Consider the following 24158-nt stretch of genomic DNA (forward strand, 5'->3'; position numbering starts at 1 on the left):
GAAGGATCTAATCGCAGAATTACAGAGCGAAGAAGCATAGCGAATAACAGATCCTTCGCTATGCTCAGGATGACAAACATTTTTTGTTCACGTCATCGCAATGACGTGAACAAAAAAACTTCTTATACCACCTTATCCTTACACTTCTCAATCACTTCCATGTAGTAGTTTTCGTAAAGCGGTAATATGGTAGCCAAATCAAACTGTTTAGCGCGGGCAAGGGCGTTTTCTTTAAAAGTTTCCAGGCGGGCTTCATCTTCCAGGATATAGATCGCACTTTCGCCCATACCTTCTACATCGCCTACATCTTTCAGGAAACCTGTTTCACCGTCAATATTAAGTTCGGGTAAACCACCTGCATTGCTGCTGATTACGGGTACTTTGCAAGCCATAGCTTCTAAAGCAGCCAAACCAAAACTTTCTGATTGTGATGGCATCAGGAAAAGGTCGGCTACGGATAATATCTCTTCAATAGCATCCTGTTTACCTAAAAAGCGTACGTTATCGGTAACACCAAGATCACGACAAAGTTGCTCGCAGCCAGAGCGTTCAGGTCCATCGCCCACCATCAATAGCTTTGACGGGATTTTTTTAACCACTTTGGCAAATATTTTAACCACATCTTCGGTACGTTTTACCTTACGGAAGTTGGAGGTATGCACTAATATTTTTTCGCCCGAGGGTGCTATTGCTTTTTTGAAGTGATCTTTTGCTTTAAGGCTGAAACGGTTCAGATCGATAAAATTAGGGATCACTTTAATATCGTTCTCTATCTCAAAAAACCTGTAGGTGTCCTCTCTGAGGTTTTCAGATACGGCGGTTACCCCGTCAGATTTATTAATGGAGAAAGTAACTACCGGTTTAAAGGTATGGTCTTTACCAACCAGTGTAATATCGGTGCCGTGCAGCGTGGTAACCACCGGGATATAAATACCGTAGGTCATCAATATTTGCTTGGCCATAAATGCAGCCGAAGCATGCGGAATAGCGTAATGAACGTGCAATACATCCAGCTTTTCAAAACGCACAACATCCACTAAACGACTTGCCAGTGCAAGCTCATAGGGTGGAAAATCAAACAGGGGATAATTACTTACCGATACCTCGTGATAAAACAGGTTTTCGGAAAAAAGGTCAAGCCTCGCGGGTTGGTTATAGGTAACAAAATGTACCTGGTGACCGCGGTCAGCAAGGCCTTTACCAAGTTCTGTAGCAACAACCCCGCTTCCGCCAAAGGTTGGATAGCAAACGATTCCGATTTTCATTTATGCGTTATAATTCGATGCAAGTTTAACAGCAATTTATTGTAAATGTGTTAACACTGTGTAAAATGATTTAACTTCGTTAAGTTACTTTTAACAATCAATTACCTACAAATAACACCAGTCATGAGCAATGCTATCAATTTAAAAATCAATGCTATACAGCACATAGGCATACCGGTAACTAATCTTGCCGCATCGCAGCTATTTTACGGCCGGCTTGGGTTTAGCAACGTTATGGAAGCCCAGTTTAATGATGACGGCGGCACCGGCACATGCGTTATGATGCAGCGCGATAATATGATTATGGAGCTATACCAACTGCCCGAAGCCGGGCTTGCGCAGATCAGGTCGAGAAGTAATGGACATATAGATCATGTGGCTTTTGATGTGAGCGATATTGACGAGACTTTTAAGGTAATATCGGATGCCGGTTTTAATGTACTTGAACCGCAGCCCGTTTTTTTGCAGTTCTGGAAAAACGGTTGCAAATACTTTAACATTACCGGGCCTGATGGCGAAAGACTGGAGTTTAACCAAGTGTTATAAGCTTAAGGGCTGTTTGAAAAAAAATAAACCGGCCGTCGAGGTATAAAACCCGGCGCCCCCTGAAGGGGAAAATGGCATAAAAGATTTGTCATCCTGAGGAACGAAGGATCTTCTTCGCCCTGCTCATCGCCGACTTTTATAGCGAAGAAGATCCTTCACTGCGTTCAGGATGACAAACTTTTCAAACGTCATCTTCCTTTCATTGTCCCCCGGGTAGTACAACTCGCAATTGACGTGTGGATATGTGCTTCATTAGAAGTATAATAAAATTAATAAATCACTTTAGATGCCGTTATGCCTTAACATCTGTTTTAACCGCCTACAACACATTGGTAACCCACCAGGTATTGCCAAAAGGGTCTTTAACTCCGGCACTCCGGCCATAGGGCTGGTCAGCTGGGGGCATTACACTTTCGGCGCCATGATCAAGGGCTTTTTGGTAGGTTTCATCACAGCTATCTACATAAATAAACAGCCCGGCATTTTGTGGGGCATAGGTATCGGTACAATCGGCAAACATAATGGTACTGCCTTTAATATTGATCTCGGCATGCATAATGGTCGTTTCGTCGCGCATGTGTTTGTACTGCTCCGTGGCGTCAAATACATTGTGCGTAAACTCAATAAATTTAGCCGCATCCTTTACAATAAGATAAGGCATAATGCGCTGATAGTTTTCGGGGATGTTTTTTGAAGGTTCCATATTGATTTGTTTTTAACAAAAGTAGCCCGCGCTGATGAAGTAAAATTGTAAAAACCGGACATTGTTTCATTTCGCAAATTCCCTTACCGCTTACTACAAACCCAGGAACCCTTCTGCACTGCCAGAAAAATAGAAGCCGGGATGATAGCCTGTAAAAGCCTTTACATCATGTATGAAGTGCGATTGATCATAGTATCCGCAATCGAGCGCTATTTGTGTTAATGTTTTGCTGCTGTTATATTGCTGGATAGCGTTGTGCAGGCGCACCAGGCGCAGGTAAATTTTGGGACTAAAGCCCGCGTATTCCTTAAACCGCCTGTCAAACTGCCTTACCGATAGGTTAAACGTATCGGCCAGTTGTGCAACCGTTTTGTTTTGCCGGGAGTGAATCACTTGTCTTATAGAAGTAATAATGCGGTCGTCTTTAGGGATGTTGTGTTGTAGCCTGCCTATTAAAAAGTCGCTTAAAATTGCGGCACGTTTAAAATTATCAGGGGCAAGCATGATCCGCTCTTCCAGTTCGCGGCCGGGCATGCCTAAAAAGGTATCATAATCCAGGGCAAGGTTGCTGGTCTCGCTGCTTGGAACCCGGAAAAAGCGGGGCACTGCGAAAGGATAAATATAGGCGCCAAAAATGCCAAAACTCTGGCTGGTTACAAACCGCCTGTACCCGCTTGATTGAAATTGGATCCCAGACGGCCCTGCATTTTGGCCGCTATCGGTTAGTTCATCAAAAGTAGCCCGGTAATGAAACACCATTTCGGTACAGCTATCGGCAATGGAACGGTACACATACTCCGGCTGGCCCGGCGCAAGTTCATGCTCCAGTACCCAAAAAAACCTCACATAAGGTTTTAATACAGCCGGTGGTTCAATGGTATAATACTTCATTGGGCGATTAAGCTACAGGAGCCTGGATTGATTATTTAAATTTAGGATTTTTTTGTTGGGTAACAGCTATATCACATTTAATATCACTACCGGCAAAAGCGTTATTAATGAGCGATAAGATAGGCTCTTCCTGGTAATCTGTAGAAAAGATGGTTAACCAAAATCAAGAATTTTGAACAGGGGAGGAATAGCGCGAAATGCTTAAAATAGTGATAAGGTGGTTAAGGAGGGGAGTTAAGACCTACACCTAACTCCCGCACCTATTAACTAAAGCTGATCAAATATGTAATTTAACTTTATAACAGTCAAGGCAAATTTTGAAATTGTAAACCTGTACATATTTGTGTGTAATAGTGTATAAAATTGCACAATAGATTTTACACCTGCCGGCATCGTGTCTTAGGGTTTTGCAATATCTGCAAGGTTTAATATCAGTTTATTCATGCGTGGTTTTATTCTCCAAACAGATCCGTTATCGGGTTTGGAAAAGGCACCCTCTACAGCTTTTAATTTATAATTTGTTTTTTCGAACCGGCAATCAATTTGCGTAGGCGAGATGTTTTTAAATGGCATCTGTGCACCGGGCGCGGCGGTCAATTCAAAAAACCAATCGCATTGGGTATGGCTTATTAGGCTTACCTTAACCAGTTTTTCGGTTAAGTCTATTTCCAATGAACCATCTACCGAAGTTAAGGGCCATGATATATGCATAGTGCTTTTGCCTGTATTGGTAAATATGGGATCGTTCCCTTTTAGCAAAATTTCTTTGCCATCTACCATTGCCTTTAAACGCAAGCCGGCTATCTGGTTGGGTTTACTCCAGATATAACCATCAACAACCGGAAGCGTGAAAAATGTGCACTCGTTGGATGTAGCTACCTGCGATTCATATACCGATGGGAACTTTTCGTCAAACAAATGAATGTCACGGATCCGCAGGCTACCGTTTTCCCATAACATGTTGATGCGGTAAAAGCGACTGTTATACCAGGCCGTTTTCAGGTCGCTGCCTTCAATATCTTTATTGACGGTGAAGGATGTAGCCGGCGTAACTTTATAATTCTTTTTAAACCATAAGCCCGATTGTTCCATAGTCTCAACCCTGATCTTGTGCTCGTCCCTCAGCTTGGCCATTAAAGGCATCTGGATTTCCAGCCCCTTTGCCATAGCATCCCAGGTGAAGGAATTTTCCTGGCCTGCCTGTGTGTAGTTAAAACCAAGGGAACTATCATCAGTAAAAGATTTAAAGAACCAGTTTACCCAGGTAGAATCGCCGCCACCAAATTTATAAACAGGTTCAAGCGTAACAACACCCTGCCGGGTAGTCCCCAGTCCGTTATCGTACTGGCGGATAGGATCGCTCCCCAGCATCCGGAAGATAGGGACAGGGATTTGGTCCTGCTCATGTTGGGCCGGCATGTAGGAGTTTATTTTACTTGGATAATAGGCTTGATTCCAGTATCCGCCCCATAGGGTATAACCATCTGTACCATATTGATCCTTGCAGTTGCTGGAGGCCACAATATGGTACTTTTGGTACATATAGTTTAAACTGTATGCATCAATAAACCAGGAACCAACAGACTTAGGATAATAGCCAAAGGCTTTTTTAAAATCTCTGAAATAAACGTCTATCAGCTTTTCGCGCTCCTTAGGTGTGTAACCTGTAGAAAAGCCGATGTTTGCCCGCCAATCCCATGGATAACGACCACGCCATTTAAGACCTGCATTTTCAACCATCGGCTGCGGGATCTCCCACCAGGCGCCAATTTCAAAAGTGCCTTTGGGCAGGCCGGCCAATAATTTCTGGTATCTTTTATCAATCAGCGCATCATACTGTAACAGAAAAGTGCCGCCGAGGTGATATTTCTGCATGGTCTCTACTTGTTTTACTACTGTTTGGTACAATACGTCCTGTGTAATCAGCGGATCACGTGGCTCCAACAGGCGAATGAAATTGACAATGTTGACGATTTTTGGGGTGGTATCGCCTGATGATGTTGTTTTGCTTTGAGCGAAAGAATTTGCAGCAATAAGTGTAAACAGTGCGCTGAGCACGTGCATACTGAATTTGCCCGCTGCTTTAGTTTTTGTCAAAATCATAAAAATAGGTAATGTTTGGTAACATAGGATATTAACCGACTAACCTAATAAAATAATAATTTGACGGCATCCTTATCTGTCTGATGGGGGAAGTGGGTGGGAGGGGCGGAAGGATTACGGCAACCGTAGTAAAAGTGTTTCACATAGTAATGGGTAACTTTGCGGAACAATTTTTAAATAAGATGCAATTAGTTAATTATCAGATTGTTAATAAAAGTAACTACGACACGGTTTGTCGTACACCTTGTTGTTTGTTAATGCAACATGCTGAAACTAATTTGTCCCTCATGTGGTTTTATAAAGTCACGAATTCTCTTCGCTTTTGGCTAGGGCTGCATGGTTGCGCTACGTGGGGCTGTAATAGCGTCGACCATTGGCTAAATGCTATTTTTCTTCTAACTTTTTTAAATGCTCAGCTACGTCATTGTTTTTTGGGTTAAAAAAAAGCTCCCGTTTATAATTTTCAATAGCAGATGCCTTATCTCCCATATCCTCATAGGTCTCGGCGAGACTATCATAAGTGTTTGGACTTTCTGGGTAAAGATTTACGTTCAATTTGAAAATCTCCAGTGCTTTTGATTTTTGGTCTTTGAAGAAAAGTTTATACCCCCATAAATTCAATTCCTCTTCTAACAGTTTGAACGAGGTTTTTTTTTTCTTTAAATTACCAACTACTTTAACAGCATTTTCGAAACCATATTTATTTAAAGTATCGAGCAAGGTATTTATTGAAGCAGAAAATCCAAATCCTTCGGAAGATCGTTGCCGGGAAGTAAAATAAATTTCATTATAAATTGTTTGAGCCATATCCGATAGCCGATCTTCTACTTGGTTGTCACTCTCATTTGTTAGTATGACAACACCAAAATCTCTGCTGGGGTAAAGGCAAATGTAGCAGGACTGACCAAAGGTTCCTCCAGACGTCCATATTTTGGTAATGCCATCAAAATTTGTTTTTATTGACCAATTTAAGCCGATAGCAAAATTTTCAGGATTCCCCCAAGTTGGTTTATGGCTCATTATTATTGCCTTGTCTTTTTCTTCGAGCTGATTTTTCATGTAACTGATCATATCAGCGAGGGATGATTTTAATATTCCTGCACTGCCTGCGTCTTTGGGAATCTCAGGCATCAATGAACCTTTATCATTGTAGCCCGGGACATAAAGAGCTTTTTTTGACACTGGAACTAAAACAAACGTACTTCCCATTTTTAAGGGCTCGGTAATATATTTTCTAAGGAGCACTTCATATTTTGCACCATAAATATCTTCCAACAAAAATCCCAGTAGTTCCGCTGCCGTATTAGAATGTGCAGGATTCAACCCAGGTTCTTCAATCAGCTTTACTGAATGAAGGTCTGTCAGAAATTTAGTTTTTGTATAGGAATCATGAAAATTTCGAATCTCGAAGATTTGAGAATCAGGATTCAAAGTTTTCATCTCCGGCATTTTTTCTGGAAGATTATTTGGGAGCCCCGAAGTTAAGTTGACCAAATATAAAAGTTGAATTGGTTTGCCGTTATATTGCAGGTTGGGATAATTTCCCTTAAGATATTTTCGGATATCATCACTTAGTTTCACCTTATGCTTAATTACAGCCTCCGCAAGTAACAAACTGGTAAATGTCTTGGTAACCGATCCTATTTCGTAAATGGTTTGATCAGTAGGCGTATTTTTTTTATCTCTTTGGACAACACCAAAATTGTATCTATAAGTTGAGTCATTTTTTATCACTCCAACTGAAAAACCTACTCGTGATCCGCTAGCTATAAATTTATTTGCAGCATGCGTTATAATCGAATCGATGGTTTGAGCATTTAAAAGGGAGCAAGTACAAATAAGGAGATTAAAGGATAGTACTAATTTTTTCATAACCTAATTATATTAAAATTCATGCCTGATATTAAATTTTTGATAATCAGATATATAGAAATCTATTGATTGCCGAATTGTAATAAAATCGAACAATCGGTGTTCACTTTTGATCTTTTATGACCCGTCCGGAAATAGCTATACATGTGGGCAAAGGCCTTTGTGCGCGACCCTTCGACAGGCTCAGGGTGACAGGCCTTTTTGGCATGCACATACCCTAATAACAAATGCGCCAAATAGGGGGGAAGCAATCCCCAAGAAGCAGAGCGGCTCTGTAAGTATGGGATTATTATGTACTTTTACAGGCCAATTCGAGACTATAAAGTCACGAGTACTCCACGCTTTTGGCCGTGGCTGCATTCTCGCGCCAAATGAGAATAGGATAGGTTTCTTGTTCTTTTTTGTAACTAAATGTTTTTGGGCGGGTCAAAGGTTTGATATAATTAATCGTGGTTCTAAATTTAATTGGCACCACACAAGATTTATTCGGCGGGGCTCCTTTAATTATACCGAGACTTATAATCATATATGAAAAAAACAATTTTCCTCGCCCTGCTACTTCTTCCATACTTTTCCAAAGCGCAAATCAGCCATAAGTATCTCATTAAAACCGGTAAACTGTTTGATAGTGAAACGGGAACATTTAAAATTGGTTTGGATGTGTTGGTTGATGGCAATAGGATAGAAGGCGTTAAGCCCGACAAGGATGTTACCGCCAATGAGAAGCAAGATCATCAGCTCATTGATCTTTCTAAATACACTATTTTGCCGGGCCTTATTGATTCGCATACACACCTGCTTTTTAGGGAAGAGCTGCATGCCGACATGGACTTTTCAACGCTTTCTTTAGAAAAGGTCTTAACCCAGCAGGGCGATGCTTACCGGGCCATTTATGGGGCTGTAAGAGCCAAAGCCTATTTAGAGGCGGGCATTACTTCCGTGCAGGATTTGGGTAACTCCGGTAAATTTGCGGATATAGCTTTGCGCAAAGCTATTGAGGATGGTTTAGTTGCTGGGCCACGTATGAGTTGTGCCGGACAGGGACTTTCCAGCGAAGGCGGCCAACTGCCCGGGCTGATTTACCAGCATCGCGGAATTGCAAATGATGAATACCGCATAGTAACCGGCCCTGTTGATGCCATACAGGCCGTACGTGAAAATGTTACTCAGGGGGTAAACGTGATTAAAATTTATTCCAACAATACCCCTAATCGTACCGCGCTTTCGGTTGATGAGATGCGGGCAATAGTTAACGAGGCGCATCGCTATCATATTAGGGTGACTGCTCATGCTACCGATAATCAGGCAGTTTACAATGCCGTAATTGCCGGGGTTGACGGCATTGAACACGGCTATGAAGTGGCGGACAGCACGCTTATAATGATGGCCAAAAAGAAAGTTATACTGGTGCCGACTGATGGCGATAGCACCATTTTTGCAAACTATGTGAAGATTGCCTACCCCGATGACAAAAACGCAGGGACACAAATAAAAAAGATGATAAATGCCCAGGCCAGCCGCCTGCAACGCGCCCTCAAATATGAGGTTATGATAGCTGCTGGCTCTGATGATTATATCGACGTAAAGATGCCTTACGCGGCTTGGTCTAAACACACGCTCATTGGTTATCACGAAGAAGGCGTAAGTATCCCACAAATCCTACAATTTGCTACCATTAACGCAGCAAAGCAGCTAAATATGTCTAACAAAATAGGCGCTCTCAAAACTGGTTTCCTTGCTGATATTGTCGCCGTGGACGATAATATTGATACGGATATACACGCAATTTTGAATATCCATTTTGTAATGAAGGATGGGGTGGTATACGTGAATAAGTAGTATGTCGGAGTCACGAGTACTCCGCGCTTTTGGCCTCGTGCCAAATGGGGAAAAATGGTCACAGGGGAGCAATAGAGGTTCATCTCGACGAATCAGGCTCATGCCAAATGATGGTTGACTTTAAAAGTGGTGTTTTCTTAACCTTGGATAAATTAGTGCCTTATCATAAATTTAGTATGGTTTAAAATCGCCAAAACTAAACGTCCCAATTTTTTAAAACCAAACGTCCTGTTTTTGTCCCGGTTTTTAAAAGTACAAAAGGTTTGTTTAGACGTAGGGTAATGCAATATTTTTACCCTTCAAAAGTTACTTTTTTTAAGACCTCGTTTTAAAAAGCCCCTTTAAATCATTAAAGGAGCTTTAAGTATTATTAGGCCGCTAAATATTATAAAAGAGGATAATCAATCAATTCCAGCTCAACCCCCTGTGTTTTTGTATCTTTGACTTTTAGAGCTTATAGTGCTACCCTTAAGTGAAATTTACCAACGCCGTTAACCTGTTTTCAGAAATTAAACAAATACCTGCTGTACTTAATCAAACGGTTTATCCATCTTTAAATGGGCTGAGAGGAATATCAATCATAATGGTAGTTCTTCACCATTTTATACTAAACTATAATCGTCATTTTGAAGATTTGATCTTTATAGGTCCTTTAGGAGTTGATATTTTTTTTGTGATCAGCGGGTTTTTGATAACAACTTTATGTATTAAAGAAAAAATAACAACTGGTACCTTATCGCTTAAAAAATTTTACATTAAGCGTGCTTTACGAATACTACCTGTTGCTTACCTTTATATTTTAGTTATATTTATACTCAATTGTATATTCAGCTTGCAAACTGATTTTTACAATTTTTTTTCTGCTATCTTTTTTACTGCAGATATATCGTATTTTCGTCGTCTGCACTTTGACTGGTTTTTGGCGCACTACTGGACACTATCTGTAGAGGAGCAATTTTACATTTTTCTTCCCTTTTTTGTCGAAAGAAAATTCCAGGTATACGTTGCCATCATATTGGTAATAGTGTTATTCTTACCAATCTTAATCTATCTGCAACGTTTTATTGTTATTTTAAATGTAGGCATAATAGCGGCCGCCTTACGGTTTTTGATAAAATTTCAAGGGATTGCTGTAGGTTGTCTATTTTCTATATTACTATTTAAAGGATATATATATATCCGCCGATTTAGTCTACCCATAACACTGTTATCTCTTTTTATGATTTTTTACCTTAGGTTCGATGCTCAATTGAGTGTTAGGTCATGTTTTATAAATTTAATTATATCGATGTTTATCGGCCTTATCATTGTCAATAATGTCATCCCTAAAAATAACTTTTTGTTTAAATTTTTAAATCTCAAAATACTTAACTTTATAGGTGTTTTGTCATACAGTATTTATATATGGCAGCAGCTATTCTTGTCTAACAATCCTAAACTCCCATTCATTCAATATCCCATCAATCTCATTTTATTGGCATCGGTTTCCTACCTGTCGTATTTTCATTATGAAAACTACTTTTTAAAAATAAAAAATAGTTTAAAGGGCCTTTAATGGCTTAAAATATATTAAAGCCTTATTTCAACAACCGCAAATGAATAAAAAGGGTAATCAATCAATTCCAGCGCAAAGCCCTGTATTTTTGTAACCTCGTTAACAATTTTTTCGGCATCATTGAGTGCAAACTCAATAGCCATCCCTTTTAAAAGCGTTACATCTGAAAAAAGGGGATTATCATTGCCATCCTGGATAAATACAACTCCACTTCCTGCAAACTCAAAAACCTCATTTAATTCTTGTGTTCCCGAACCAGGATATGTAAATGTTTTAACGTTCGTAACACCTCTAAACTGTTGGCCGGTTGCATAGGTCACACTGTTATAAGTAACAGATTGCGCCCCGGCAACTGAGTACAATACTCCGGTAGAAATTTCTCCGCTTACAACCTGGTATGCCATGATTAAGGTTTTAAGTTATTAACCCTGATATAATAGCGGATCTGAATAAATTTTGCATTAATTGGAAACTCCTGAACGCTTAAGCCTCCACGCATATAGGCCGGATCCCCATTTGGCGCAAGTATGCAGCCATGTTCAAAAGCGCAGAGCCCTCATGACTTTATAAAACTGACATCGACCTAAAAGAGTTTACCCTCTCGGAACTAACTAAAATACCCTAACCGTGCGAGAAGAATCAACCGCTACATCCCTTTCCCAATAGCCTCATAAACCACATCCTGAATCCTCGGGCGTATGTTTAGGCTGCCCAGTTTACTGCTTACGCTGGGGTGTACCCGGTTGCTCAGGAATATATAAACCAGGTTATATTTAGGGTCAACCCAGATACAGGTACCTGTAAAGCCGGTATGGCCATAGGCTTGGGGCGATGCCAGTTTTGAAGGGTAATGCCTGTCGGCAATAGGGTCCCAACGGTCGAAACCCAGTCCGCGCCTGCTTATGGGTGATTGTTTGGAGGTGAACAAGTCAACCACTTCGGGTTTAAAGTATTGCACACCGCCGTAGCTGCCGCGGTTCAGTAGCATCTGGTACAATATGGCTACATCATTGGCGCTGGCAAATAAACCGGCATGGCCGGCCACTCCGCCTTTAAGGGCCGCGGTAGGGTCATGCACATAGCCATCCAGCAAACTCTGGCGGTATTCCTGGTCGTTCTCTGTAGGGATGATCTGTGCCGCGCTAAACCTGCACAGCGGTAAAAAACCTGCGGTTTGCATGCCCAGCGGATTATAAAACTGCTGCTGCACGTACACGTTTTCGGGGGTGGAAGTAATATTTTCTACCACCTCCTGCATAAACAGCATACTTACATCACTGTATACATATTGCCCCGGTGTTTTAATGGGGGAGTTAAGCATATCGGGCAGCATTACATCTTTATAGTAATCCTTGCGCAAAAAATAATGGTCAGATACTTTGGTAGGGTAGGCGGCAGATGAATCGGTACTATGATCTGCTGGCTTTACCTTTTCAAACGATTGGATATCGGGAATCAACCCGGCCTGGTGCAGCAATATATCGCGCACTTTGATGTTGTTTTTATTGCTCCTGCGGGCAAGCGGAATATAATCGCCCAAAGTACCTTCCACGTTCAATTTGCCTTCATCAACCAATTTCATCGTCTCCACTGTGGTAGCCGAAACTTTGGTCATAGATGCCAGGTCGAATATATCGGTCAACTTATCGGGGATGGCATTTTCATAGGTATGGTAACCGTAGGCTTTGTTAAATATCACCTTACCATCCTTAGCTACCAGCACCACACAGCCAGGTGTAGCGCGTTGCATCATGGCTTCGCGGGCAATCTTATCTATCTCCAGTAAATTGTCGGCATTAATACCCACATCCTCGGGGACGGTATATTGCAGCCTTGTTTTATCGCTGATAAAACCCATCCCCTTGCCGTAAACGGGCGAATACGTTTTGGTCAGTTTTTGTGTAAGCGGAACGCCGCCAAATATGGCCTGTGCCGCGTATGATGCCGAAACGGACGATACCCTTTCTGTCCAGATCACCGGAGCAGTAACGTTATCCAGTTTACTTAACAATGGGCCATAGCCAAATGCGGCTACGATCACCGGTTTAATTTTTTGAGTGGTATTGATAAAGTCTATCAGCTGGGGGTTGCTCAGGTCAGCATCATTTACCTGTAATATAATGGTATTGTACCATTTAAGGTCGGCAGCCAGGTCATTAAACGTTTTATTGCCGGTATAACCGTTACCATCAAAAACCTGTATTTTGCTGTATTTATTAAGCAGGCTATCAAAGGTTGTAGCATATTGGTTGGTAAAATGAACGCTGGCAATTTTAAGGTCTTCCAGCTTTTGCAGTGGAATGGTGTATTGGGCGTTGTTGAGTAAAACTGTAGAATTTTGAACCAATCTTTCCTCTGCAACATAAGCTTTACCAGTAAGGGGCGGGTTTTGAGCACAAGCCGTATTAAATAATGCAAATCCAAACAACACAAAAGCAACACTGCCCCATTTATTTTTTATCATATACTTTTACTCCGTTTATATAGGTTTTAATCACTTTAACTGTTGGCAGCTCGGCGCCCTTCACTTTCATGATATCTTTATCCAATATCACAAAGTCGGCATATTTGCCGGGTTCAATGCTGCCTTTTTCCTTTTCTTCAAAATTGGCTTTAGCAGCCCAAATGGTTATGCCCTTTAAAGCTTCTGTCCTGCTTAAAGCATTTTCAGGCTGAAAGCCCCCTGCCGGGAAACCTTTCAGATCCTTGCGCTCCACCGCAGCATAAAACGTATACATGGGGTTAATGTTCTCTACCGGGAAATCTGTACCCAAGGGAATCCAGCCGTTTTGCTTTAACAATGCCTTGTATGCGTAGGCCGATTTTAATCTTTCGGCCCCCAAGCGCTTGCCTGCCCAATACATATCAGAAGTGGCATGAGTTGGCTGCACCGATGGGATAATGTTATTATCGCCAAAAAGTTTTACATCCTCCGGGGCTATTACCTGGGCATGCTCAATTCGCCAGCGGCGGTCGTTCTTGCCTTTTAAAACCGAGGCGTAAATTTTCAGCATCACCCGGTTTGCCGAGTCGCCAATGGCGTGGGTACACATCTGGAAACCCTTGTCGGCTATTTTTTTTGCTACTTCTTCAAAATGAGCCTGGCTGCTCAGCAAAAAGCCGCTCCAGTTTTTTTGGTCGGCATAAGGCTTGAGCAGGCATGCGCCTCTTGAGCCCAAAGCGCCATCGGCATAAACCTTAAACGCCCTTACATTAAGGCCGGGTGTTTTAAAGGCGCCATGCTTAAACAGGTAATCGTAATTCTCGGCCCTATCGGCCAGCATGACGTACATGCGCATTTTTAATGAGCCCTTATGCTGCAAATCGGCAATGGTGTTGATCATGGTATAAGGCAATCCGCAATCATCCACTGTTGTTAACCCAACGGCGAAACAGTTTTTTTGTGCCGATAATAATGCGTTCTCTACAATAGGGGCCGATGGCTCGGGTATTTTTCGGGTAACAATCCCCATGGCATTATCAACCAATATACCGGTGAGTTTACCATTGATGGTTTCAATTTCGCCGCCATTAATAGTTTGACCGGGTTTTACTCCAGCGATATTTAAAGCTGCCTGGTTAGCAATTATGGCATGGCCGTCAACCCGGCTCAATATCACCGGCCTTACCGGGAACATGCTGTCGAGCCTGGCTTTATCCGGAAATTGTTTTTTTGCCCAGTCGTTTTGGTCCCAGCCGCGGCCTATGATCCAGCCATCGGTATTGCGGGTAGCGTACGCCCCTACCGAATCAATAACTTCGTTCCAGCTTTTGGTTCCGTCAAGGCTCACTTCCTGTAAGCCAAGGCCATATTCGTAAAAGTGGGCATGGGCGTCGATAAAACCGGGGTATACAGCGGCGCCTTTGGCATCTATCACTTCGTGGGCAAAATATTGCTGTTCCAGTGAATCGCTATTGCCAACGGCAATAATTTTACCATGATTTACCACAAAGGCAGTAGCAGTGGTAAAGGAACTATCAACTGTATAAACAACGGCGTTTTTTATTAAAAGATCGGCATTGTACTCTTTTTGCTTGCAGGCTACGGCCAAAAGCAGCAGTGCTGGCAATAATTTCTTCATATGGTGGTGGTTAATTAAGAGTCAGGAATCAAGAGTCAAGAGTCAGGAAAAAGTTACAAGGCGTTGATTTGCCTTCGTTTACCATTTTGTCTTGATTCTTGACTCTTGATTCCTGAGTCTGAATACATATACAATTATCAAATCATAAAGTTATGCCTTCAAATATTTAATTTAGCATCGAAAACGAAATTGAAGGGAATTTTTTTAAATGTCAGATATAATTCAGCTTTTACCGGATGCCGTTGCCAACCAGATTGCCGCCGGCGAAGTGGTGCAACGACCAGCATCAGCGGTAAAAGAATTAGTGGAAAACGCCATTGATGCCGGGGCCGGCAAAATACAGCTCATTATAAAAGATGCGGGAAAATCATTGATACAGGTTATTGATGATGGCAGCGGCATGAGCCCTACCGATGCCCGCATGTGCTTTGAGCGCCATGCCACTTCAAAAATACGCAAGGCCGAAGATCTGTTTGCCATCCGTACGATGGGTTTCAGGGGCGAGGCTATGGCTTCTATTGCCGCTATTGCCCAGGTGGAGTTAAAAACCCGCCGCCATGAGGACGAGTTGGGCACCTGTATTTTTATTGAAGGATCGGAAGTGATAAGCCAGGAGGCATGCTCTGCCAATACGGGTACATCCATATCCATCAAAAACTTATTTTATAATACACCCGCCCGCCGTAACTTTTTAAAAAGTAACCCGGTTGAGATGCGTCATATTATTGATGAATTTCAACGGGTGGCCTTAGCCAATCCGCAGATATTTTTTACGCTGCATCATGACGGGCAGGAGGTTTATCATTTACCTGGTGCCGCGCTTAAACAACGCATAGTTCACCTGTTTGGTAATAATTATAACCAACGGTTAGTACCGGTTGAAGAGGATACCAGCATCATAAACTTACGCGGCTTTGTTGGCAAGCCCGAGTTTGCCCGCAAAACCAGGGGTGAGCAGTTCTTTTTTGTGAACTACCGCTTTATCCGCGATGCATACCTCAACCATGCCGTGCTTACCGCCTTTGAGGAGTTGCTGCCCGATGATTGTTTCCCGTTTTATGTACTGTTTATTGATATTGATCCATCAAAAATTGATATCAACGTACACCCCACTAAAACCGAGATCAAATACCAGGATGAAAAATCTATTTATGCCATCATCCGCTCGGCAGTAAAACGTTCTTTGGGCCGGTATAACATTACGCCAAGTTTGGATTTTGACCAGGAGAACAGCATTGAGCACCTCATTACACAAAAACCGTTTGAAGATATTGTAGCCCCTACCATATCTTTCAACCCCGATTTTAATCCTTTTGCATCCGAGAAAAAAACCGCCCGCGAGGAGCACCCGTTTTTAAGGGATGGCGGCGATTACAAAAGTCGCGCTGTACCCGATAACTGGGATACCCTGTACGAGATCAGCAAAAAGGAAACCAACCTGCAGCAACAGATGCATGAGGAAAAAAGTATTGCTGTTGATGAGCAGGAGGTAAGCAAGCCAAGCGAACGGCAATTGTTCCAGATCCATAACCGATTCATTCTGTCGCAGATTAAATCGGGCTTTATGCTGATAGGGCAGCAGGCCGCTCATGAACGTGTTTTATACGAGCGCTTTTTACAGCAGCTGCAAAACCATTCGGGCGTAAGTCAGCAGAGTTTATTTCCGCAATCGGTAACACTAAACGGCAGCGATTTTGAGTTATTAAGAGAACTTTTGCCGGATATAAAAGCGCTTGGTTTTGACATCCGCGAGTTTGGTAAAAATACCGTTGTTGTTGAAGGTGTACCGGCCGAATTAAACAATGTAGATGAGCATGAACTGCTTGAACATTTACTGGAAGGCTTTAAAAACAATATGGCCATTTTAAAAGTAGATAAGCGGGATAACCTGGCCAGGTCGCTAGCCCGCAACGCTGCAATTAAAACAGGCACCAAATTATCATTAGAGGAAATGAACCAACTGATTGATCAACTTTTTGCCTGCCAAATGCCCAACCAGGCATTGAACGGTAAGCCAGTAATCAGTACCTTTACGTTAGCCGAATTAATGGAACGCTTTGAAAAATAGCCCTGGGCTTTTAATTATACTATGAACCAATACAGTCAATCACCATTTGCAAATATTACACCGGTTGTAAAAAACCTGTTGATCATTAATGTTTTGTTTTTTATAGGAACGTTTGTATTTGCCCGACTGGGGATAGACCTGGTTACCTGGTTATCGGCGTTTTATTTTAATTCGCCCTTATTCCACCCATGGCAAATTGTTACTTATATGTTCATGCATGCCAGTATTGGGCATATTTTTTTCAATATGTTTGCCTTGTTCATTTTCGGGCCAACCCTGGAGTATACCATGGGTTCCAAGCGTTTTTTGCAATACTATTTTATAACGGGTATTGGCGCTTTGGCTTTGCAAATGTTGGTACAGGCTATTGAGGTACACGGAGTAATAGGTGCTTTTACCATTGCCAACGGCGATCTTTCACCCTATGTTAACCTGGAGGGCTTTAACAAGCTGAGAGAAATATACGGCGGGGCTACTTTAGGTGCATCTGGTGCAGTTTTTGGGCTATTACTTGCGTTCGGCTTTTTATTCCCCAATGTGGAAATGATGATCATGTTTATACCTGTACCGGTTAAAGCAAAGTATTTGGTTACAGGATATATACTATTAGAATTATTTAGCGGTTTTGGGCAGTTTGCAGGGGATTCTGTTGCTCACTTCGCGCATCTTGGCGGGGCTTTATTTGGCTATATTATATTAAAAGTTTGGCGAATGGAAAGGCCTAACAATTTATATTAACAACAAGAGTTATCAATAAATAACGGTTAACTATCATGAGCACCCTTTGGCAAAATATCCACTACAAAATGCTGCGGTCGGGCAATAAGCTCAACCTGCTTATTGGCATCAACGTTATTGTTTTCCTGGCTGTGAACGTAACGGCTATTATTGAACAGCTTTTTACCGGCTTTGGCAACAGCACGGTACTTCTTTATAGCAATGAATACCTGCTGCTGCCGGCGTATTTCCCAAAACTGTTAACGCATTTTTGGACGCCCTTAACCTACATGTTCATGCATGCCGGCATATTGCACATCCTGTTTAATATGCTGTGGCTATATTGGATGGGCCAGATATTTGAAGAGTACCTGGGCAACAAGCGCACCATAGGTTTATATATTATGGGTGGCCTGGCCGGCGCACTGGCTTATTTATTATGTTTAAATTATTTGCCCGCGTTTTCCAACGCGCATGCGGCTATAGGCAGTACAATAGTTGGGGCATCGGCCAGCGTTATGGCCATTGTTGTGGCAACTGCTACCTTATTACCTAATTACACTATATCATTAATATTAATAGGCCCGGTAAAATTAAAATGGCTGGTATTTGTAATACTTGTAATTGATTTTCTGGGTATCATAGGCCCCAATGCAGGCGGCGAAATTGCCCATTTGGGTGGCGCTTTATTAGGGTTTATCTATATTAAACAATTGCAAAAAGGGCGCGATTGGATTACCGGTATTGCCAACATCTTCAAATCAAAGTCAAAATTAAAGGTAGTACATCATAATACCGGTAAAAACAGCATCGAGTATCCTCGTCAGGATGAAATTGACCGTATATTAGATAAAATTTCACAATCAGGCGTTGATAGCCTGAGCAGACAGGAAAAGGAAACTTTAGCTCGCGCAAGCAAGAATGAAAAATAAAAAAAGGGGGTTATCTTTCATTAGTAGAATTTTTTTATGGATAAACCTGTTTCTCTGTTTTGCATTAGTTATCAGCTATTTTGCACCTTACGTTAACCCTCAAAAAATCTGGATAATTGCCTTTTTTGGATTGGCCTATCCACTTCTGCTGTTACTTAATGTTATCATCATGGTTTACTGGCTACTGCGCAGGCGGTGGCAGTTTGCACTTTCGCTGGTAACTATATTAGCTGGCTGGAGTACGCTAAACAATAATATCGGCTTCCGTTCCGCTTCATCCAATACCCGCGTAGCCGGCTCAAATTGCGTGCGCATGATGACCTATAACGTTCATAATTTTAAACGCTATGGGGCAAAAAACGATATTTCGACCAAACATGAAATATTGGAGCTTATCAGCAGTCAGCAGCCGGATATTATAGGTTTCCAGGAGTTTTTTACACGTTACAAAGGCCAGTATGATATGCGGGATTCTATTGTTAAGATATTAAAAATAAGTAACTTATATTTTGAGCCTTTTAATTTCAATAGCCAGGAAGGTATTGGCATGGCCATTTTTTCAAAATTCCCTATAATAGCTAAAGGAATGATCCAGCTGTCTGATGATAAAGCCTCATCAAACCAATGCTTATATGTTGATGTAAAAAAGGGCGAAAAAATTTTTAGAGTTTATAGTGTTCACCTGCAATCTATAAAGTTTAATCCCGACGATTATAAATACATAGATAGTGTATCAAAAAAAGGGAAAACGGATATGCAATCAACCAGGAGACTGGGCGGTAAGCTTAAGATCGCGTTTATAAAACGCAGCGAACAGGTTTTTAAAGTTAAGGCCCATGCCGCAGCCTGCCCTTACCCGTACATTATATCGGGCGATTTTAATGATACCCCAACATCATTCGCGGTAAACCAAATGGCCAGTGGACTCAAAAATGCATTCCGCGAAAAAGGCTCTGGTTTTGGTCGCACGTATAACGGCGATTTTCCTAATTACCAGATAGATTATATTATGGCCAGTCCGCAGTTTAATGTGGCATCGTACCAGATCATCGAGAAAAAATTATCGGACCATTTTCCGTTGCGCAGTGATTTGATACTGAATTAGGTAAAAGAGAAGAATCAAGAATTAAGAGTCAAGAATCAAGAGTGAAAAGGAAACTGGAGAAGTTATGACCTATGAGTGACTTGAGTCAAGAATCAGGATTGCAAAGCAAGATGGAGAAGTTGTGATCTATAAGCGATTTTTTTCAGTCTTGATTCTTGACTCTTGGTTCTTGATTCTCCACCCTCCACCCTTGATTCTTGACTCTGTCCCACGACGGATTCTTGCATCTATATGATTAGCTTAAAATCGAAAAAATCGTAAGTTTGCCCTCATGAAACAAAATTTGTTTGTTTACAACACTTTATCCCGTAAAAAAGAAGAATTTAAAGCACTTAATGCCCCACATGTGGGCATGTACGTGTGTGGACCTACAGTGTACAGCGATGTGCATTTGGGAAACTGCCGTACCTATATTTCATTCGATCTGATGTTTCGTTACCTTAACCATCTTGGTTACAAGGTGCGTTATGTACGTAATGTAACCGATGCAGGCCATTTGGAAGGCGATGCCGGAGACGAGGGAGAAGATAAAATATCAAAAAAAGCAAAGCTTGCTCAACTTGAGCCTATGGAAATTGTGCAAAAGTACACCGTAGGTTTTCACGAGGTGATGCAGATACTGAACACGCTGCCGCCAAGTATTGAACCAACCGCCACCGGCCATATTATTGAGCAGATTGAGATGGTTAAGGTGATACTTGAAAAAGGGTATGCCTACGAGGTGGATGGCTCTGTTTATTTCGACGTTGAAAAGTATAACAAAACCAAAGATTATGGTGTATTAAGCGGTCGTAATTTGGAGGACTTGCTGAATAATACCCGCACATTGGGTGGGCAGCAGGAAAAACATGGCAAGCTTGATTTTGCCCTTTGGATAAAAGCAAAGCCAGAGCACCTGATGAAATGGCCATCGCCATGGGGAGTGGGTTTCCCGGGCTGGCATTTGGAATGCTCTGCCATGAGCCAAAAATACCTGGGTAATCAATTTGATATTCATGGCGGCGGGCTTGATCTTGTGCCTACCCACCATACCAATGAGATAGCGCAACATGTAGCCTGCTGCGGTAAAAATCCGGCTGTTTACTGGGTACATACCAATATGCTTACGGTTAACGGCCAAAAAATGTCGAAATCATTAGGCAACAGCTTTTTGCCGCATGAACTTTTTAGCGGCGAAAACTCTATCCTTAATAAAGGCTACAGCCCAATGACGGTTAGGTTTTTTATGTTACAGGCCCATTACCGTAGTACACTTGATTTTGGTAATGACGCTATGGAAGCCTCCGAGAAAGGTTTTAGGCGTTTGATGAATGCCTACGCCCTGCTTAATGGCTTAAAGGTATCAGCCAGCACCGAAATTGAAATTGAACCCCTACTGAACCGCTGCTACGCGGCCATGAATGATGATTTTAATAGCCCTGTGTTAATTGCCGAACTATTTGAAGCATCACGGATCATCAATTCGGTAAATGATGGTAAAATGAAGATAGATGAGGCAAACCTGCAACTGCTTAAAACCCTCATGAATTCCTTTGTACTGGATGTATTGGGCTTAAAAGATGAACAGGCCGATAATGACGACCTGCCAAAGGTATTAAACTTGATAGTGGAGTTAAGGAACGAAGCCAAAGCGAATAAGGATTACGCTACGAGTGATAAGATCCGCGAGGGCTTATCAAAAGTTGGTTTCCAGCTAAAGGATAGTAAAGAGGGGACCCTTTGGAGCAAAAGCTGATATTGAAAATCAGGAGATTTGCTTTACAATCAAAATAAAATAAAACAGGAGACTCCATTGGGGCCTCCTGTTTTATTTTGTCGGAATATGATCGTATTTATAAAGACTGTTGTTTGAATTTTTATCCCAGAGCTTCTTTAAAATCCGCCATTAAATCGTCCAGGTCTTCAATACCAACCGATAGGCGGATCATGGTTTCAGGGATCCCCATTTCGGCACGTCTTTCCGCCCCAAGCTCAAAAAATATGGTTTGAGCTACCGGGATAGCCAGCGTACGGGTATCGCCAAGGTTGCTTGATTTCACTACCAGCTGCAGCTTGTTTAAAAATGCAAGGCAGTCAATACTTTCATCCAGTTCGATGCTCATTAAGCCACCAAATTTGGCGAAAAGCTTACTGGCCCTATCATGTTGCGGGTGGCTTTCTAAACCCGGGTAAAATACTTTTTTAATTTTAGGATGGCTTTCAAAATAGGTAGCCAATGCTAATGCGTTGTTGCAGGCACGCTCCAGTCGTAAGGCCAATGTTTCTGATCCTACTGATATAGAGTGAGCGGCTTCGGGTGATAATGTGCCCCCGGCATCGCGCAAGCCTTTTTTTCGTACCTGGGTCATGCCCAGCGCCGCGGGTTTTACCTGTGCTTTAAAAGCAGGAAAGATATTAGGATATACGCTCCAGTCAAACAAACCGGTATCGGTAACACTGCCGCCCAAAGCATTGCCATGGCCGCCAATGTATTTAGTAAGCGAGTTAATAACCAGGCTGGCTTTTACATCAATAGGGTTAAACAGGTAGGGCGAGGTCATGGTATTATCAACCACGTATAAAATGCCTTTTTGCTGGCATAGTTCGCCAATGCCTTCCAGATCAACTATTTGTGTGGCGGGGTTAGCTATGGTTTCAACAAAAACAAGTTTGGTGCTTTCTTTTATTTCGTTGCGTACATTTTCCGCATCGGTGGCATCAACAAAAGTGATATCCAAACCCATATCAATATAGGTTTGAAATATGCTGCGGCTGTTGCCAAACAGGAATGAGCTGGCAACAATGTGATCTCCATGTTTAATAAGCGCCATGATGGTAGCCGAAATAGCGGCCATGCCGGTAGAGAATGCAATAGAAGACAAACCCTTTTCCATTTGGGTTACTTTTTGCTCAAGCGCGGTTACCGTAGGGTTGCCCTGGCGGGAGTATGCGTAACCCTTCTTTTTATTCTGGAAAATATCTACCAGATCCTGCACATCTTCGTGTCCGTAAGTAACCGAGGTATGGATGGGTTTATGTAAAGAACCATGTTCTGGTTGGCCTAAGCGGTCGGAATGTAGCAGGGTAGTTGTAAAGCCTCTTTTTGTCGTCATTGTGAACCTATTAGTAAAATAGAATAATAGCGGTTGCGAACTTAGCAATTATGCACCAATTTCACGAATTGGATCCAATTGACACAAATCTAATAGACACGAATTCCACAAATTGGATTGAATTGACACAAATCTGATTGGTAAAGGGTTTTGCTGAGGCGAATTTTATGGACACGAATTTCACGAATGATTTCGAATAGACACGAATTTGAAGCGTCGTAGTCTGCGCTGACGCAAATTGGTGTCTTTTATTATCTGTTAATCCGCTTGAATTCGTGAAATTCGATTCAATTTGTGAAATTCGTGTGCATAAAATTCGTGTCTATATGAGAGCTGTATTACAACGTGTTACTGAGGCAAGCTGCAAAGTTGATGGAGAAATTACTGGGCAAATAGGTGCCGGTTTCCTGGTGATGCTGGGCATTGAAGACGCCGATACTATTGATGACATTAACTGGCTGGCCAATAAAATTGCAGGAATGCGTGTTTTTGGCGATGAAAATGGTTTGATGAATAAGGCATTGGCCGATATTGATGGCGATATTTTGCTGATATCACAGTTCACGCTGTTTGCGCAGACCAAAAAGGGGAATCGCCCATCATTTATCCGGGCTGCAAAACCAGATAAAGCCATCCCGATGTATGAGCAGATGATAAAAACGCTGGAAACTATTACCGGTAGAAAAGTAGCCGCGGGAATTTTTGGGGCCGATATGAAGATCAGTTTATTGAATGATGGGCCAGTTACAATTGTGATGGATACCAGGGATAAAGAGAACCATTGATACACACCAATTTCACTAAAGGCCTCCGGCTTACGATTAGGTATCGTAATAAATTTCGGGGCTCCTTCTGTTGAATATCAACGAGTAATTATGTAGTACCCGCTGCATTTTAAAAATAGAAATTCAAGCTTATTTCAGCCAGTTCGAATAATTAATGGAATTCGCATCCGTCAGGTTCGTGAAATTCGGCTCAATTCGTGAAATTCGTGAATTATTAAAAATAATTTATGGAAATTAAAGAAGCGCAGCATCTTGTAGATAAGTGGATAAACACCATGGGGATCAGGTATTTTAATGAACTTACCAATACTGCTATTTTGATGGAGGAAGTGGGCGAGGTAGCCCGCATCATGGCGAGACAGTATGGTGAGCAATCATTTAAAAAATCGGATATGGAAGTTAACCTGGCTGATGAAATGGCGGATGTGCTTTTTGTGCTGATATGCCTTGCTAACCAAACAGGTATCGATCTTACCGATGCGCTTGAGAAAAATATGGAAAAGAAAAGTATCCGCGATGTTGACAGACACAAGAATAATGAGAAACTGAAGTAATAGTTATTAATATTATATATTGATTAATTAAAATAAACAAAATTAAATT

The 24158-nt window shown here is 41.8% G+C and carries 19 protein-coding genes; 10 read left to right on the plus strand and 9 right to left on the minus strand.

The genetic code is table 11. The features are described from left to right. Positions 1-122: 122 nt before the first annotated feature. Positions 123-1265: an N-acetyl-alpha-D-glucosaminyl L-malate synthase BshA gene (gene bshA, locus AC1DYB_RS24400; protein WP_295715854.1), complete on the minus strand. Its 1143-nt coding sequence runs from the start codon at positions 1263-1265 to the stop codon at positions 123-125. A 123-nt stretch (positions 1266-1388) separates the two neighbouring features. Between bshA and AC1DYB_RS24405 the strand changes: the two genes are divergently transcribed. Next, positions 1389-1811, plus strand: a complete 423-nt coding sequence (locus tag AC1DYB_RS24405) for a VOC family protein (RefSeq protein WP_477438764.1) — start codon at positions 1389-1391, stop codon at positions 1809-1811. 319 nt (positions 1812-2130) lie between these two features. Here the strand turns inward: AC1DYB_RS24405 and AC1DYB_RS24410 are convergent, their stop codons facing one another. The 4 genes from AC1DYB_RS24410 to AC1DYB_RS24425 form a co-directional block, all read right to left on the minus strand. After that, complete coding sequence (locus AC1DYB_RS24410; protein WP_477438766.1) at positions 2131-2514, minus strand: VOC family protein; 384 nt, start codon at positions 2512-2514, stop codon at positions 2131-2133. 93 nt (positions 2515-2607) lie between these two features. Beyond that, positions 2608-3405 (minus strand): helix-turn-helix domain-containing protein, encoded by a 798-nt coding sequence (locus AC1DYB_RS24415; RefSeq protein ID WP_477438768.1) that lies wholly within the window; start codon positions 3403-3405, stop codon positions 2608-2610. A gap of 399 nt (positions 3406-3804) precedes the next feature. Beyond that, positions 3805-5508: a hypothetical protein gene (locus AC1DYB_RS24420; RefSeq protein ID WP_477438770.1), complete on the minus strand. Its 1704-nt coding sequence runs from the start codon at positions 5506-5508 to the stop codon at positions 3805-3807. Positions 5509-5892: 384 nt separating this feature from the next. Next, positions 5893-7380 carry a serine hydrolase gene (locus tag AC1DYB_RS24425; RefSeq protein ID WP_477438772.1) on the minus strand — a complete coding sequence of 496 codons (1488 nt, stop codon included), beginning with the start codon at positions 7378-7380 and terminating at the stop codon, positions 5893-5895. Positions 7381-7908: 528 nt separating this feature from the next. Between AC1DYB_RS24425 and AC1DYB_RS24430 the strand changes: the two genes are divergently transcribed. Both AC1DYB_RS24430 and AC1DYB_RS24435 read left to right on the plus strand, forming a co-directional pair. Continuing rightward, positions 7909-9219: an amidohydrolase family protein gene (locus AC1DYB_RS24430; protein WP_477438774.1), complete on the plus strand. Its 1311-nt coding sequence runs from the start codon at positions 7909-7911 to the stop codon at positions 9217-9219. Between the two features lie 472 nt (positions 9220-9691). Beyond that, positions 9692-10774: an acyltransferase family protein gene (locus AC1DYB_RS24435; RefSeq protein ID WP_477438776.1), complete on the plus strand. Its 1083-nt coding sequence runs from the start codon at positions 9692-9694 to the stop codon at positions 10772-10774. A gap of 14 nt (positions 10775-10788) precedes the next feature. On the opposite strand, the gene AC1DYB_RS24440 is transcribed toward AC1DYB_RS24435, so the two are convergent. The 3 genes from AC1DYB_RS24440 to AC1DYB_RS24450 form a co-directional block, all read right to left on the minus strand. After that, positions 10789-11178: a hypothetical protein gene (locus AC1DYB_RS24440; protein WP_477438778.1), complete on the minus strand. Its 390-nt coding sequence runs from the start codon at positions 11176-11178 to the stop codon at positions 10789-10791. Between the two features lie 242 nt (positions 11179-11420). Further along, on the minus strand, positions 11421-13238 hold the full coding sequence (locus AC1DYB_RS24445) for a serine hydrolase domain-containing protein (RefSeq protein ID WP_477438780.1): 1818 nt from the start codon (positions 13236-13238) through the stop codon (positions 11421-11423). Continuing rightward, positions 13225-14856, minus strand: coding sequence for an amidohydrolase (locus AC1DYB_RS24450; protein WP_477438782.1), 1632 nt, complete (start codon positions 14854-14856; stop codon positions 13225-13227). Before AC1DYB_RS24450 ends, AC1DYB_RS24445 begins: the two co-directional genes overlap by 14 nt. Positions 14857-15064: 208 nt before the next feature. Here AC1DYB_RS24450 and mutL point away from each other — a divergent pair, with 208 nt between their 5' ends. From mutL to cysS, 5 genes are all read left to right on the plus strand, one after another. Further along, positions 15065-16924: a DNA mismatch repair endonuclease MutL gene (gene mutL, locus AC1DYB_RS24455; RefSeq protein ID WP_295715876.1), complete on the plus strand. Its 1860-nt coding sequence runs from the start codon at positions 15065-15067 to the stop codon at positions 16922-16924. A 21-nt stretch (positions 16925-16945) separates the two neighbouring features. Beyond that, complete coding sequence (locus AC1DYB_RS24460) at positions 16946-17662, plus strand: rhomboid family intramembrane serine protease (RefSeq protein WP_477392753.1); 717 nt, start codon at positions 16946-16948, stop codon at positions 17660-17662. Between the two features lie 35 nt (positions 17663-17697). Further along, the gene (locus tag AC1DYB_RS24465; protein WP_477392751.1) at positions 17698-18573 is read left to right on the plus strand and encodes a rhomboid family intramembrane serine protease; all 876 of its coding nucleotides are present in this window, start codon (positions 17698-17700) and stop codon (positions 18571-18573) included. After that, positions 18563-19678, plus strand: a complete 1116-nt coding sequence (locus AC1DYB_RS24470; RefSeq protein WP_477438785.1) for an endonuclease/exonuclease/phosphatase family protein — start codon at positions 18563-18565, stop codon at positions 19676-19678. Before AC1DYB_RS24465 ends, AC1DYB_RS24470 begins: the two co-directional genes overlap by 11 nt. A gap of 271 nt (positions 19679-19949) precedes the next feature. Continuing rightward, complete coding sequence (gene cysS / locus AC1DYB_RS24475; protein ID WP_477438787.1) at positions 19950-21413, plus strand: cysteine--tRNA ligase; 1464 nt, start codon at positions 19950-19952, stop codon at positions 21411-21413. Between the two features lie 121 nt (positions 21414-21534). On the opposite strand, the gene AC1DYB_RS24480 is transcribed toward cysS, so the two are convergent. Next, entirely contained in the window at positions 21535-22770 is a 1236-nt protein-coding gene (locus AC1DYB_RS24480; RefSeq protein WP_477392745.1) for a cystathionine gamma-synthase family protein, read from the minus strand. Between the two features lie 326 nt (positions 22771-23096). Here AC1DYB_RS24480 and dtd point away from each other — a divergent pair, with 326 nt between their 5' ends. Then, the gene (dtd, locus tag AC1DYB_RS24485; RefSeq protein WP_295715888.1) at positions 23097-23555 is read left to right on the plus strand and encodes a D-aminoacyl-tRNA deacylase; all 459 of its coding nucleotides are present in this window, start codon (positions 23097-23099) and stop codon (positions 23553-23555) included. A 227-nt stretch (positions 23556-23782) separates the two neighbouring features. Continuing rightward, positions 23783-24109, plus strand: a complete 327-nt coding sequence (locus AC1DYB_RS24490) for a nucleotide pyrophosphohydrolase (RefSeq protein ID WP_295715892.1) — start codon at positions 23783-23785, stop codon at positions 24107-24109. The last annotated feature ends 49 nt before the right edge of the window (positions 24110-24158 follow it).

Source organism: Mucilaginibacter sp. P2_A4 (genome assembly GCF_056405015.1).

Coding starts and splice junctions, on each gene's coding strand:
- AC1DYB_RS24415 (WP_477438768.1), bottom strand. CDS start 3,405: ATGAAGTATTATACCATTGAACCACCGGCTGTATTAAAACCTTATGTG.
- cysS (WP_477438787.1), top strand. CDS start 19,950: ATGAAACAAAATTTGTTTGTTTACAACACTTTATCCCGTAAAAAAGAA.
- AC1DYB_RS24460 (WP_477392753.1), top strand. CDS start 16,946: ATGAACCAATACAGTCAATCACCATTTGCAAATATTACACCGGTTGTA.
- AC1DYB_RS24410 (WP_477438766.1), bottom strand. CDS start 2,514: ATGGAACCTTCAAAAAACATCCCCGAAAACTATCAGCGCATTATGCCT.
- AC1DYB_RS24430 (WP_477438774.1), top strand. CDS start 7,909: ATGAAAAAAACAATTTTCCTCGCCCTGCTACTTCTTCCATACTTTTCC.
- AC1DYB_RS24450 (WP_477438782.1), bottom strand. CDS start 14,856: ATGAAGAAATTATTGCCAGCACTGCTGCTTTTGGCCGTAGCCTGCAAG.
- AC1DYB_RS24445 (WP_477438780.1), bottom strand. CDS start 13,238: ATGATAAAAAATAAATGGGGCAGTGTTGCTTTTGTGTTGTTTGGATTT.
- AC1DYB_RS24490 (WP_295715892.1), top strand. CDS start 23,783: ATGGAAATTAAAGAAGCGCAGCATCTTGTAGATAAGTGGATAAACACC.
- AC1DYB_RS24420 (WP_477438770.1), bottom strand. CDS start 5,508: ATGATTTTGACAAAAACTAAAGCAGCGGGCAAATTCAGTATGCACGTG.
- mutL (WP_295715876.1), top strand. CDS start 15,065: ATGTCAGATATAATTCAGCTTTTACCGGATGCCGTTGCCAACCAGATT.
- AC1DYB_RS24405 (WP_477438764.1), top strand. CDS start 1,389: ATGAGCAATGCTATCAATTTAAAAATCAATGCTATACAGCACATAGGC.
- AC1DYB_RS24470 (WP_477438785.1), top strand. CDS start 18,563: ATGAAAAATAAAAAAAGGGGGTTATCTTTCATTAGTAGAATTTTTTTA.
- AC1DYB_RS24465 (WP_477392751.1), top strand. CDS start 17,698: ATGAGCACCCTTTGGCAAAATATCCACTACAAAATGCTGCGGTCGGGC.
- bshA (WP_295715854.1), bottom strand. CDS start 1,265: ATGAAAATCGGAATCGTTTGCTATCCAACCTTTGGCGGAAGCGGGGTT.
- dtd (WP_295715888.1), top strand. CDS start 23,097: ATGAGAGCTGTATTACAACGTGTTACTGAGGCAAGCTGCAAAGTTGAT.
- AC1DYB_RS24425 (WP_477438772.1), bottom strand. CDS start 7,380: ATGAAAAAATTAGTACTATCCTTTAATCTCCTTATTTGTACTTGCTCC.
- AC1DYB_RS24480 (WP_477392745.1), bottom strand. CDS start 22,770: ATGACGACAAAAAGAGGCTTTACAACTACCCTGCTACATTCCGACCGC.
- AC1DYB_RS24440 (WP_477438778.1), bottom strand. CDS start 11,178: ATGGCATACCAGGTTGTAAGCGGAGAAATTTCTACCGGAGTATTGTAC.